12 protein-coding genes and 1 pseudogene are annotated in these 12880 nt (G+C 68.4%); 8 read left to right on the top strand and 5 right to left on the bottom strand.

Features of this window, described 5'->3' with window-relative positions; all coding sequences use genetic code 11:
* The first annotated feature begins 104 nt into the window (after nt 1-104).
* Nucleotides 105-479: a hypothetical protein gene (locus BKH28_RS09725; RefSeq protein ID WP_075418613.1), complete on the top strand. Its 375-nt coding sequence runs from the start codon at nt 105-107 to the stop codon at nt 477-479.
* A 356-nt stretch (nt 480-835) separates the two neighbouring features.
* Nucleotides 836-1996 (top strand): signal recognition particle-docking protein FtsY, encoded by a 1161-nt coding sequence (ftsY, locus tag BKH28_RS09720; protein WP_075418612.1) that lies wholly within the window; start codon nt 836-838, stop codon nt 1994-1996.
* A gap of 125 nt (nt 1997-2121) precedes the next feature.
* Here ftsY and BKH28_RS09715 read toward each other — a convergent pair whose 3' ends face one another.
* From BKH28_RS09715 to BKH28_RS09700, 4 genes and pseudogenes are all read right to left on the bottom strand, one after another.
* The gene (locus BKH28_RS09715; RefSeq protein ID WP_075418611.1) at nt 2122-2733 is read right to left on the bottom strand and encodes a response regulator transcription factor; all 612 of its coding nucleotides are present in this window, start codon (nt 2731-2733) and stop codon (nt 2122-2124) included.
* A gap of 69 nt (nt 2734-2802) precedes the next feature.
* Nucleotides 2803-3959, bottom strand: a pseudogene (locus BKH28_RS09710) (sensor histidine kinase).
* A 22-nt stretch (nt 3960-3981) separates the two neighbouring features.
* Nucleotides 3982-4710 (bottom strand): ABC transporter permease, encoded by a 729-nt coding sequence (locus BKH28_RS09705; RefSeq protein ID WP_178388866.1) that lies wholly within the window; start codon nt 4708-4710, stop codon nt 3982-3984.
* 155 nt (nt 4711-4865) lie between these two features.
* Complete coding sequence (locus BKH28_RS09700; protein WP_178388860.1) at nt 4866-5870, bottom strand: ABC transporter ATP-binding protein; 1005 nt, start codon at nt 5868-5870, stop codon at nt 4866-4868.
* Nucleotides 5871-6232: 362 nt separating this feature from the next.
* Between BKH28_RS09700 and ffh the strand changes: the two genes are divergently transcribed.
* Entirely contained in the window at nt 6233-7918 is a 1686-nt protein-coding gene (gene ffh, locus BKH28_RS09695; RefSeq protein WP_075418608.1) for a signal recognition particle protein, read from the top strand.
* Between the two features lie 62 nt (nt 7919-7980).
* On the opposite strand, the gene BKH28_RS09690 is transcribed toward ffh, so the two are convergent.
* A complete protein-coding gene (locus BKH28_RS09690; protein WP_075418607.1) occupies nt 7981-8382 on the bottom strand; it encodes a DUF4440 domain-containing protein in 402 nt (133 codons plus the stop codon).
* A 399-nt stretch (nt 8383-8781) separates the two neighbouring features.
* Between BKH28_RS09690 and rpsP the strand changes: the two genes are divergently transcribed.
* The 5 genes from rpsP to lepB all read left to right on the top strand — a co-directional run bounded on the left by rpsP (nt 8782) and on the right by lepB (nt 12677).
* Complete coding sequence (gene rpsP / locus BKH28_RS09685; RefSeq protein WP_075418606.1) at nt 8782-9264, top strand: 30S ribosomal protein S16; 483 nt, start codon at nt 8782-8784, stop codon at nt 9262-9264.
* 1 nt (nt 9265) lies between these two features.
* Nucleotides 9266-9502, top strand: a complete 237-nt coding sequence (locus tag BKH28_RS09680; protein ID WP_003786440.1) for an RNA-binding protein — start codon at nt 9266-9268, stop codon at nt 9500-9502.
* Between the two features lie 309 nt (nt 9503-9811).
* On the top strand, nt 9812-10351 hold the full coding sequence (gene rimM / locus BKH28_RS09675; protein ID WP_075418605.1) for a ribosome maturation factor RimM: 540 nt from the start codon (nt 9812-9814) through the stop codon (nt 10349-10351).
* Nucleotides 10348-11766: a tRNA (guanosine(37)-N1)-methyltransferase TrmD gene (trmD, locus tag BKH28_RS09670; protein WP_075418604.1), complete on the top strand. Its 1419-nt coding sequence runs from the start codon at nt 10348-10350 to the stop codon at nt 11764-11766. The genes rimM and trmD overlap by 4 nt, the downstream gene beginning before the upstream one ends.
* A complete protein-coding gene (lepB, locus tag BKH28_RS09665; RefSeq protein WP_075418603.1) occupies nt 11763-12677 on the top strand; it encodes a signal peptidase I in 915 nt (304 codons plus the stop codon). Before trmD ends, lepB begins: the two co-directional genes overlap by 4 nt.
* Nucleotides 12678-12880 lie beyond the last annotated feature (203 nt).

Genomic DNA, 12880 nt, shown 5'->3' with positions numbered 1-12880 from the left:
CGAGCCATCGTCATGTCAGGAAGTTGTCAGGTTTTGTTGTTGATTGGACGACAAGTGCGCGCAAAGTCTAGTCAGATCGCATTTCGCAAGGCAGAATCCTAGCCATGGGTGTCATGATTCTTCCTCTCGTTGTCGTGCTGGTTGCGAGCCTGCTTGTGCTCGGCATGGTTTGCGCCGAACGCTTCCCGGTGCGCTCCTGGCCCTCACGCATTCGCGGCCTGGTTCGCACCTCGCAGGAGGTGCGCCTGGAGGAGCAGGATGTTGAGATCGAGGTCGTGCCCCAGGAGGCCCGTCTCTCCGACCTCATGACGCGCGAGGGGCCGGCTGCCTACGTCGGGACCGACGACTTCGGAGGTCTGGTCGGCGTCGTCGGAAAGGCTATGGATGCCGCGGAGAGGACCCGCGGCTCTGCCGGCTCCCGGCGCCGCGGCCAGGTGCATGAGCCGGCCGCCGGCGGACTGTCTCAGGTTCAGAGGTGAGCGGCGCGGCGATCGTGTCGTGAAAACTATGGTCGTCGATTATTTTCACGACTAGGTGAGGTTGCGGCGTCACTGCTTTTGGATAAAGTTCTGACCCTGGGAGATCATCGTTTCTACACCGTCTCGCACTTTCTCTCACTGCCTCCATGGTGCTTTGGGGTAAGAGCGATACGGCTCAACGGGCAATGACACTGCGAGAGAGATGCCCGTCCTGCAGCACGTCCACAGGCGTGCTGCAGTTTTCTTATCGCCACGACTGGGCTGTGCGTCCGTGCCCTCGGATCCTTCGCAGGTAAGAGGCAATCAGGGGAGGCCGACCCTGCCACAGCGAGCCCATGATCGGGCATGATGGGCCCATGGAACCGATCCTTATCGTTCTCGGCATCATCCTGGTCATCGTCCTCGGAGGAGGGCTGTGGCTCTATGCCGGTAGGCGGCGGAGCCAGGTCCCCGACGAGATCAGTGCCCACAAGCCGATGTCCGTTGAGGACCTTCTGCCCTCGGAGGGCGAGGATGCCGAGGAGGAAGCGGAAGAGGAGGCCGGCGTCGAGCCGGCTGCGACGCTGGAGTCCCCTGAGTCCATTCCCGGCCGCATGCAGCGCCTCCGCGCTCGCCTGGCCGGTGCCGGCGGCTTCGGCAAGGCGGTCCTGTCCGTCCTGTCCCGAGGCGACCTCACCGAGGAGGATTGGGAGGAGATCGAGGACACCCTGCTCACTTCCGACCTCGGTATCGAGGTGACCACCTCCCTCATGGACGAGCTGCGCACTCAGGCCAAGGTTCTGGGCACCTCCGACCCCGAGGCCGTGCGCACCGTCCTGCGCGCCGAGCTGCTCAAGCTCGTCGACCCCACGCTGGACCGCTCCCTCAACCTGAAGCGCCCCACCCCGGCCGAGGGAGCCCAGGGAACGCCCGCCGCCGCCATCCTCATGGTGGGTGTCAACGGCACCGGCAAGACCACCACCTGCGGCAAGCTCGCCCGCGTCCTGGTGGCTCAGGACAAGACCGTCGTCCTGGGGGCTGCCGACACCTTCCGCGCGGCTGCGGCCGAGCAACTGAGCACCTGGGGCGAACGTGTGGGCGTCGACGTCGTGCGCTCGGAGAAGGAGGGCGCCGATCCCGCCTCAGTCGCCTACGACGCCGCCCGCGAGGCCGCCGGTCAGGAGGCGGATGTCGTCGTCGTCGACACCGCCGGGCGCCTGCAGAACAAGGCCGGTCTCATGGACGAGCTGGGCAAGATCAAGCGCGTCATGGAGAAGATCGCCCCGGTCGGTGAGATCCTCCTGGTCCTGGACGCGACCACCGGCCAGAACGGCATGCGCCAGGCCCAGGTCTTCTCCGAGGCCGTGGGCGTCACCGGCATCGTGCTCACCAAGCTCGACGGCACCGCCAAGGGCGGCATCGTCGTCACCGTCCAGAAGGAGCTGGGCGTGCCCGTCAAGCTCGTGGGCCTGGGGGAGGGCGCCGACGACCTGGCCCCCTTCGACCCCGAGGGCTTCGTCGACGCGCTGCTGGGCTGAGCCTGCGGGCTGACGAGCCCGAGCGGACCGCCTCGCAACCGGCCACCCGCCTCTCCTCGGAGCGTGGGTGGCCGGGGCAATCGGACCGGGCGGAACGAGCGTCCGCGTCCTCGTCCTACTTCGCGCTACTCAATGATCCAACCCTTCTGGGCGGCGATATGCACCGCCGCGGCGCGGGTGGGTGCGCCGGTCTTGGCCATGGCCTGGGAGAGGTGGTTGCGTGTGGTGCCTTCAGAGAGGTTAACGCGCCGGGCGACCTCGGCGACGGTGGCTCCGTCGGCGGCGGCCTGTAGCACCTCGGTCTCACGGGCGGTCAACGGGGAGTCCCCGAAGACGAGCGAGTCGGCGGCCAGCGCCGGGTCGACGACTCGCAGCCCCGCATGGACCCGGCGCACTGACTCGGCCAGATCTGTGGCCGGAGCATCCTTGACGACAAAGCCGTGGGCCCCGGACTGGACAGCGCGCCGCAGGAATCCGGGGCGCCCGAAGGTGGTGACGATGAGGACCTTCGTGGCCGGCAGCCGCCCCAGGAGCCTCGCGGTCGCACTCAGCCCGTCGGCGCCGGGCATGTCGACGTCCATCAGAACGACGTCGGGTCGGTGCTCGAGTGCGACGGGAAGGACGTCGTTGCCGTTTCCGACCTGGGCGACGACCTCGATATCGGTTTCCAAGGTGAGCAGCGCGGCCAACGCGCCGCGCACCATGGCCTGGTCATCGGCCAGCATCACTCGGATCATCGATCATCTCCGTCGTTTGAGGTTCGTTCAGAACCGGCGCCTCGACAGCAGCTGCGGTACGCACCCGGCTCAGTCCGTCGCCTTGTGAGTCAGCCGAGAGGATAGACGACGGGCGCTCACCCTCAGAACAGTGCCCTTGCCGCTGGAAGGTGTCCGGTGGTGAGGTCGGCGCCGTTGTCTTGGCAGCGCTGACGCAGCCCCTCCAAGCCGTGACCGTCACTGGCGCCAGACGATTCGAGCCCGATACCGTCGTCGACCACCTCGATGGAGTCGGCGGTCAGGCTCACCCGGCAGTGCGAGGCGTGGGCATGACGCACGACGTTGGTGACGCCCTCGCGCACCACCCAGGCGAAGAGCTCACGCAGCTCCGGATCGACGACCTCGACGGTCAGCGGTAGGTCGGCGCGGACGCCGGCCGACGTCAGGACGTTCGTGGCCCGGGCCAGCTCGCCGGCCAGGCTCAGCTCGCGGTAGCTGTTGACAGTGGCACGCACGTCGGCCAGGGCAGAGCGCGCCAGGGACTGCACCTCGGTCAGCTCCGCCTTGACCTGATCGGAGGCGGTGTCGACGAGTCTGGTGGCGAGCTCGGTCTTCAAAGCGATGACAGTCAACGAGTGTCCCAAAATGTCGTGCATGTCCCGGGCCATGCGGTTGCGCTCCTCGTTGATCTCCAGCTCATGAGTGCGCTGCTCCAGAATACGGGCCACACGCCGCTGTTCCATGATGTAGCGCCCGAAGACGCAGGCGCCGCCCGCGCCGAGCAGAGCGATCCACGCGTCTTCACTTGCGGACCAGGACGGAATCATCCTGGGAATGAGGAACAGAATGCCGGTCAGGATCGCGATAGGTCCGATGGCCGCCTGCCAGGGCAGGGAGAAGGCCAGGACGACGGCCAGGAAGACCACCGGCTGCAGGCCCGGCGATCCCACTCCGAGGGCGGCCCCGCTCGCCGTGAGCGCTCCGACGACGATCAGCGACAGGCTCAGGCGGCTGGGCCAGGTCAGCCCTTGTCGGACCCGCCTCACGCTGAGCGAGCAGGCGGCGTACAGGCATGCGCAGGAGACGATGGCACTGACCGCGCCCCACACCCCGCCGTGGGACCCTCGTGCCACGCCCGCCCGGACGACCGGAACCATGAAGGCGGCCCACACGATCCCCCAGCCGACCGCCACGACGCGGGTGCGGCGCGCCCGCGCCTCGGCCAGGGAGGAGGCGCGGGCTTTCATGACCCTGATGGTACTCACGAGCTCACACCCGGGCGGTGTCGCGGCCCATCCTCCAGGCGGCCCCGCCCAGGAAGACCGTGAGCCAGGTCAGGACGTTGACCACCCACCACCAGGAGAAGCTCTCTGCGCCCATGGGCCACAGCGCCAGGTTGTGCAGCCCGTACATAGGGGTGAGGCTGCCGATGCGATCCATGGTGGAGCCCGGCGTCAACGGGATGAACATGCCGCCGAGGAAGGCGAGCAGGGCCATGAGGGGGCCGACCACCTGCATGGCGTTGTCCGAGGGCAGGAGATAGCCGACGAACAGTCCGAAGGCGACGAAGACCAGGGAACCGAACCAGATGATGAGTGCCGAGGAGAGCCAGACCTTCGTGGGCATCTGCGCGTGACGCAGGGGGCCGCAGGCATAGACAGCGCCGATGGCCAGGGCGCTGATGAGCATCCCCACGATCGCCTTGGCGGTGATGTAGGCGATCGGCTTCAGCGGCGTCAGGCGCAGCTGGCGGCTCCAGCCCGAGGCCCGCTCGGTGCTCACGGCCGCTCCTGCCCCGGTGGTGGTCATGAGTGCGCCGTACAGGGCCATGCCGATCATCATGTTCGCCACGATGTTGCCGTTGCCGTAGGGCGTGGCCGAGTAGTCAGTGGTGGTGAACATGAGGAAGAAGGCCACGGGCAGCAGGACGGAGAAGATCATGGACCGGCGGTTGCGCAGGCGCCGGCGCACCTCGAGCGACAGCAGGGGAAAGCTCAACCCTCCCAGCGGCGGCGCGGTGCGGGAGGACAGATCGAGGCGCTTGACTACTGATGAGGCGGAGGAGGACGAGGAGGACTGAGAAGAAGACATTGCGGTTCCGGTGGAGGACGTGGACGGGAGGGGGACGGTTCTGCTGGGGTGGACGGAACGGCTCATGCTGACGCTCCGGCACTGGGGGTAGAGGCGCTGTCGCTGGTCAGGGCCATGAAGGCGTCCTCCAGGCCCCGGCTGGTGATCTCCAGGTCCTTGGCCAGGTGATCGCCGAGGAGGAGTGCGGCAACGGCGTCGGTGTCGGTCGAGCTCAGGGTGAGTGCGCTGCCCAGGACCTCGATGTCGTGGACCCGGCCGCGTGCCCGCAGATCGGCCAGGGCGTCATGCAGCTGATCGGCTGTGCAGGTCAGCGTGGCTCGTAGGCTGCGCCCGCTCACGGAGGCGCGGATCTCGGCCGCGGTGCCGTCGGCGATGATGCGCCCATGACGCATCAGGATGATCCGATCGGCGAAGGCGTCGGCCTCCTCGAGGTAGTGCGTGGCGAAGACGATGGTGCGCCCGTGCTCGGCGTCGGCGTGGATGGCCTCCCAGAAGCCGCGACGCCCCTCGACGTCCATGCCGGTGGTCGGCTCATCGAGGATGAGCAGAGCCGGGTCGCTCACCAGTGCCATGGCGAAGCGCAGGCGCTGCTGCTGGCCGCCTGAGCACTTCTTGACGATGCGTGAGGCGAAGTCGGTGATGCCCGCGCGCCGCATGGCCTCCTGGGTATCGATCCGGTGGGAGAAGAGGCTCCCCGTCAGCTCCACCGTCTCGCGCACGGTGATGTCGGGCAGGAGCCCGCCGGTCTGCATGACGGCTGTGACCAGACCCCGGTCGACTGCCCGGCGTGGGCTCATCCCGAAGGTGCTCACCTCGCCGCTGGTGGGGCCACTGAGTCCCAGGATCATGTCAATCGTCGTCGTCTTGCCGGCGCCGTTGGGCCCCAGGAGGGCGACGACCTCACCTGGGCGAATGGTCAGGCCGATGCCGTCGACGGCGGTGACGTCTCCGAAGGACTTGTGCAGACCGGTCAGCCTGACTGCGTCTGCGGGCTCTGTCATGGGAGCCGTCACGGGAGCAGCCCGGAGTGCGGGCTCCTGGGCGGACCGGGTCGTTGTTGTGCTCATGGCTCAAGACTCGTGCCACGTCGGCTGCGATCCATGGCCCATCGGTCACTACTTGCTCATGACATATCTCAGGGGTCGCCAGGTGGTGATGTGTCGCAGGATGCCGGGAGAAAACCCGAGTTCGGGGTGGGAGAGGAGGACGAGGGGGAGCCGAGGCCCCGAGGCATGATGCGGCGGGAGCCGCCCCCTGGTGAGTGTGGGCTCAGTCCCGGTCCGGGCGCGGGGGAGAGGGCGGGACCCGCTTGCCGCTATCCTGGGTCGCAGTCGAGGCGATCGCCAAGGCCCGCGGCCATGGACGTTCCCCCTCATCCGCCCACAGTCTCCCGACCAACGCGCCCGACGGCGCCAGGAAGGACCATCGCGTGTTCGGCAACCTCTCCGATCGCATCACCGCCTCCTTCAACCAGCTGCGCGGCAAAGGTCGTCTCACCGAGGCCGACGTCAACGCCACGGTCACCGAGATCCGTCGCGCCCTCCTGGAGGCCGACGTCGCCCTGCCCGTGGTGCGCGCCTTCACCTCCGCGGTGCGTGAGAAGGCGGTCGACGCCGCCCGCTCCCAGGCCCTCAACCCGGGTCAGCAGGTCGTCAAGATCGTCAACGAGGAGCTCATCGAGGTCCTGGGCGGCCAGACCCGGGAGATCCACTGGGCCGATCGCGGCCCCACGATCATCATGCTCGCCGGTCTCCAGGGCGCCGGTAAGACGACCCTGGCCGGAAAGCTCGGACGCTGGCTGCGCGACCAGGGCAAGCGCGTCCTGCTGGTGGCCTCCGACCTCCAGCGCCCCAATGCCGTCACCCAGCTGAGCGTCGTCGCCGAGCGCGCCGGGGTGCACGTGTGGGCGCCCGAGCCCGGTAACGGTGTGGGCGACCCGGTGGCGGTGGCCCGCTCCGGTGTCGAGCAGGCGCGCGCCAACGGCTACGACGTCGTCGTCGTGGACACCGCCGGCCGCCTGGGCGTGGACGCCGAGATGATGGATCAGGCGATCCGTATCCGCGACGCGGTCTCCCCCCACGAGATCCTCTTCGTCCTGGACGCCATGGTCGGTCAGGACGCCGTCAACACCTCGGTCGCCTTCCGCGACGGCGTCGGCTTCACCGGTGTGGTGCTCTCCAAGCTCGACGGTGATGCCCGCGGTGGTGCGGCCCTGTCCGTTCGCGGCGTCACCGGCGCCCCGGTGCTGTTCTCCTCCACCGGTGAGGGCCTGACCGACTTCGAGCGTTTCCACGCCGACCGCATGGCCTCGCGCATCCTGGACATGGGTGACCTGCTCACCCTCATCGAGCAGGCGGAGCGGACCCTGGACCGGCAGGAGGCCGAGGACGCCGCCGCCAAGCTCGCCAAGGGCACCTTCACCCTCGACGACTTCCTGGGCCAGCTGCGCCAGATCCGCAAGATGGGCTCCATGAAGAAGCTCCTGGGCATGATGCCCGGCATGGGGCAGATGCGTGAGGCCCTGGACAGCTTCGACGAGCGCGAGGTCGACCGCATCGAGGCGATCGTGTGCTCCATGACGCCTGCCGAGCGCAAGGACCTGTCCATCCTCAACGGCTCTCGCCGCAGCCGCATCGCCAAGGGGTCGGGCACCACCGTCCAGGCCGTCAACGAGCTCGTGGACCGCTTCGAGCAGGCCAAGAAGATGATGGAGGCCATGGCCTCCGGTGGCATGGGGGGACTCGGTGAGGGCGGTCCCATGCCCGGCATGGGATCGCTGCCCGGCATGGGCAAGCACTCCAAGGCCCGTCAGGCTCCCAAGGCCAAGCGCGGCAAGGGAGGCAAAAAGGGCCGTAGCGGCAACCCCGCCAAGGCCGCACGTCAGGCCAAGGAGGCCGCAGCCGCCAAGCAGGCCAAGATCGAGGCCGGACAGGGCGCCGCGCCCGCAGCCGGTTCCTCCTTCGGGCTCGGTGGAGGCCAGGACGGCGCCTCCGGCTACGGGATCATGCCTCAGGCCCAGCCGCAGGCTCAGGCCGGAGCGCAGCCCTCGGGCGACGACGTCGCCGACGCCATGGGCGCCCTGCCCGAGGACCTGCGCCGCCACCTCGGGCTGTAGGCTCCACGGCACTCGGGAGTCGAGGCGCGGACTCGGACTTCATCGGAGCCGCCGGAATCGGGTCAGTCGTCGGGAGACGGGGCCGTCGCGCCCTCGATGACGGTGCCCTGGTGGAATACCGCCTGCCAGGTCGAGCCCCGGCGACGGTAGAGCGTGGATCTTCGAGTGACGCGACTTGGCGTCCGTAGGATATAGAGGACCTGGACGACGTCGTCGGCAAGAATGTGGGACTCAGCTTCCTCGATTCGGTATCCATCGGTGAGGGAGTCCGCATGGGTTCCCTCTAAGCGTCCCAGGACGATCTCCTTGACCTCGCTACGACTGTAGCGTCGTCCCGAGGCGCCGACCTCGTTGAAGTCCTCCGCGATCTGCTCATCGAAGGAGCCGACGTCCCAGATCAGCTCCGGGCGGTGGAAGATCGGTTCTCGTCGAATCAGTTCATGTCGCTGTGATGAGCTCTCCATCCCTCTCTCCATCCCTGCCCCTCTGCGCTGTCGACGGTTTGGGACCGACTGGGCTATAGCCGGCCGTTGGTCTCGGCGGTGCGGGCCGCCTCGGTGCGTCCGCCGGACGGCACGTTAGCCGAGTTCCTCTCGACGGGTGATCGAACTGGTCACGGTGAGGGACCCACCGGCCGGGCCGACGCAGTCCTCTGTGGGCGATCTCGCACCGAGTGGTGGGGCGGTGCCCCGGCTCGGGCTGGCAACCTCGTCGGAGGCTCTGGCAGAATGTCCGGCTGTACTCGATTGGACGTCGGTCCCTCTCCCGGCCCCGGTCGCGTCTCGGCTCACGCCGGAAACCGTTGCTTGACCCCACCGGGGACCAGCGCGCGCCAAACCATCCAGAACCAGGAGTTCAACCAAGTGGCAGTCAAGATTCGCCTCAAGCGCATGGGTAAGAAGTTCGCCCCCTTCTACCGGGTCGTCGTCCTCGACTCCCGCAAGAAGCGCGATGGCCGTGTCATCGAGGAGATCGGCGTCTACGACCCGATGCAGGAGCCCTCGCTCATCAGCATCGACTCCGAGCGCGTCCAGTACTGGCTCGGTGTGGGCGCCCAGCCCTCCGACGCCGTCTACAAGCTGATCAAGATCACCGGCGACTATCACCAGTTCAAGGGTCTCAAGGGTGTGGAGAGCACCCTCAAGGTCAAGGACGCCGACGCCGCGACGGTCGCCAAGGAGGCCGCGGTCAAGGCCGCCGCCGACGACGCTGAGAAGCGCAAGGCCGCCGCCGCCAAGGCCAAGGCCGACGAGGAGGCCGCTGCGGCGGCCGAGGCCGCCGAGTCCAAGGCTGAGGAGCCCGTCGAGGGCCAGGCCTCTGATGAGGCCACCGCCGAGGAGGCCTGAGATGCTGGCCGACGCCCTCGAGCACCTCGTACGGGGCATCGTCGACAACCCTGACGACGTCACCGTCACCTCCCGGTCGCTGCGCCGCGGCGACCTTCTGGAGGTGCGGGTCAACCCCGAGGACCTCGGCCGAGTCATCGGCCGCTCGGGCCGTACTGCTCGAGCACTGCGCACAGTGGTCGGAGCGCTGGCGGACTCGCCGGTGCGCGTCGACGTCGTCGACACCGACCGCCGCTGAACGCAGGGCCTCCAGGTCGGTACGGCAGTCTGTGTCGGCCTCGGCCGGTCTGATCGATCACCACGAGTGCCCGGTTCCCGCAAGGGGGCCGGGCACCGTCGTGCTCCTGGGGCTGCGCGCCCCCGCGTCTTCGTGCGACGACAGCCGCCGACAGGAGGGTGCACTGTACCGAGTTGGCCAACCTCACCCCATCGGTGCGCCACCTCATCCCTGTGGCCGATGGGAACGCAGACCGCAGCGCGGTAGGTTGGCGTCAGACATTCAGGCTTTCCGGCCAAACCGTTCCATGCCCCGATCCCAGGAGAACAGGTGCTGCTCACCCTTGCTGTCATCGGTCCCGCCCATGCCCTCAAGGGCGAGGTGCGTCTCGAGATCCGTACCGATGACCCCGAGGGGCGTCTCGCGCCCGGAACCACCGTCCCCACAGAGCCGGCCCACGCGGGTCCTTTGACGGTCAGTCGTCTGCGCTTCGACGGCTCCCGCTGGTTCGCCGCCTTCGAGCAGGCCCGTGACCGCACGACCGCCGAGGCCCTGCGAGGCGTGAGGCTCCTGGTCGAGACCGACACCGACGACCCCGATGACGAGGACTCCGAGGAGTCCTGGTACCGCCACGAGCTCGTCGGCCTGCGGGCGCTGAGCGTCTCCGGCGAGGAGCTGGGGGAGGTCACTGACCTGGAACCCGGCGTCGCCCAGGACCGACTCGTGGTCACCACCCCCGAGGGGGACGATGTGGCCGTGCCCTTCGTCGAGGCGCTCGTCCCGGCCATCGACCCTGAGGCCGGGACGGTGACGCTGGCCCCGCCCGGCGGCCTGTTCCCCGGACGCGGTGAGGCGGAGGAAGCCAGGTGAGGATCGACGTCGTCACCATCTTCCCCGACTACCTCAAGGTCCTGGACCTCTCGCTGATCGGGAAGGCGGCCGACCGAGGCCCCCTCGACCTGCGCGTCCACGATCTGCGAGACCATGCCCACGACCGGCACCGCACCGTCGACGACACGCCCCTGGGCGGTGGGGCCGGCATGGTCATGAAACCCGACGTGTGGGGCGAGGCCCTTGATGAGGTGCTCGGTGCGGACGCCCCCGGCGTAGGCCGTCAGGTGCTCATCATCCCCACCCCCTCGGGTGAGGTCTTCACCCAGCGCACCGCCGAGGACCTGGCCGGCGCCGACTCCCTGGTCTTCGCCTGCGGCCGCTACGAGGGCATCGACGCGCGCGTGCCCGAGCACTACGCCTCCCGCGGTATCGAGGTGCGCGAGCTGAGCATCGGTGACTACGTGCTCAACGGGGGAGAGGTCGCCGCCGTCGTCATGATCGAGGCCATCGCCCGTCTCCTGCCCGGAGTCCTGGGAAACCCCGAGTCGCTGGTCGAGGAGTCCCACGGAGCCGCCGGCCTGCTGGAGTACCCCGTCCACACCCGCCCCACCCGGTGGCGCGGACACGAGGTCGACCCCGTCCTGCTCTCCGGTGACCACGGCCGTATCGCCCGAGCGCGACGGAACCAGTCCATCACCCGCACCGTCGAGCGCCGGCCCGACATGATCCAGGCCCTGGATCCCGCCGGCCTGGACCGTGAGGACCGCGCGGTCCTGGCCGCCAAGGGATGGGCGGTCCCGGCCGGGGCTGACCACCCGGTTCCGGTGCGCCTTCGCAACGCCGCCGCCCACGACGCCGACGCCCTGGCCGCGCTCGCCGCCCGCACCTTCCCCGATGCCTGCGGGAACGTCATCGCCCCCGAGTTCCTCGACAGACACATCGCCACCACGCTTGTTCCCGAGCTGTTCGCCACCTGGGCCGACGATGACCGCGTCGACCTCGTCGTCGCCGAGCTGGTCGAGCCTCCCTCAGTACGGGATTCCTCCCCTGGGGTGGAAACGGGAACGCGCACCACTCCGGCTCTGGTCGGCTACGCCGCGGTGCTGCGCGAGCAACCCGACTCCGACGGTGAGCAGCCCAAGGGGATCGACCCCCGTCCCGCCTGCGTGCGGGCTCGCGGGGGAGAGGTCGTCGGTGAGCTGTCCAAGGTGTACGTCGACTCCATGATGAGGGGATCCGGACTCACCCCCGCGCTCATGGACGCCGTGATGCGTCAGGCCGCCGCCCATGGAACGGGCCTGCTCTGGCTCGGCACCCACGTCACCAACAAGCGCGCCCAGAAGGCCTACAAGCGGGCCGGCTTCCGCCAGGTCGGTACCCGTACCTACAACGTCGGTGGCCAGGACGCCCACGACGTCGTCATGACTCGGCGGACAGGAGAAGGCCTATGAGCAGCGGACCCGACCAGAACCTTCAGGACAGGACCGACGGTGATACGGATGAGGCAATGACCCCGGGGAAGAACCTGTGGGCCGACAGCAGCCTCCAGAATGACCGCCGGGACAAGGGCGGCACCCACAAGGACAACGCCGGGGCCTTTGAGACAGCTCAGTCCGCTTCGTTGGGGGAGCGGCTCGTCTTCCGTCTCAAGCAGTGGGGCATCACCCTGTCCTACCTGGTCGTCGCCGTGGTGATCATCGCTCTCATCCGCACCTTCATCATCCAGAGCTTCACCATCCCGTCGGGGTCGATGGAGAACACCCTCAACGAGGGCGACCGTGTCACTGTGACGATGTACGACTCCGACAAGGTCAACCGGGGTGACGTCGTCGTCTTCACCGATCCGGACCACTGGCTGACGACCCAGGAGCCCACTGGCCTGCAAGGCGCTGCGCAGGACTTCCTCGTCGCGATCCGTATCTTCCCCCAGAACGCCGGCCATCACCTCATCAAGCGGGTCATCGGAATGCCCGGCGACCACGTCGTCGCCGATGGGAAGGGCTCCTTGACCGTCAACGGTGTCGAGCTCCACGAGGGCTATCTCAAGCCCGGCCGGTCGGCCTCCGACCTCGCCTTCGACGTCACCGTTCCCGAGGGCTACATCTGGGTCATGGGAGACAACCGTGCCAACTCCTCGGACTCCCGCTACCACCAGAACGACGTCCACCGCGGCTTCGTGCCCATGAGCAACGTCGTCGGCGTCGCCAAGAACGTCGTATGGCCCTACTCCCACTGGTCCAGTCTCAGCTCCGGACACGAGACCTTCTCCCAGGTTCCCGAGCCGACGTCCACCCCGACGGAGCTCCCCGCCGGACCGGCCGCGCCCGCCCCGGCGAGCACGCTGGCGGGCTCCGAAGGCTGATCGCACCCGGATGCGTGCTAGGGCGGGAGAAAGGCGTGAACTCAGGCACGTCGAGGCTGACGCACTCGTCCGAGGACTGAGCCTGTGGCAAACTGAGCGGGCACTTGGGTCCTGCGGTTCCTCTGCCACTGGGGAGGCGACCGCTGTGAAGGAGCCCAGGAGCGTCCACCTCCGGCGCTGCCCCATACGGCGCGGCGCCGCCG

The organism is Actinomyces oris (assembly GCF_001937665.1).
Classification (GTDB): domain Bacteria; phylum Actinomycetota; class Actinomycetes; order Actinomycetales; family Actinomycetaceae; genus Actinomyces; species Actinomyces stomatis.
This window is presented reverse-complemented; position numbering and strand designations above follow the sequence as displayed.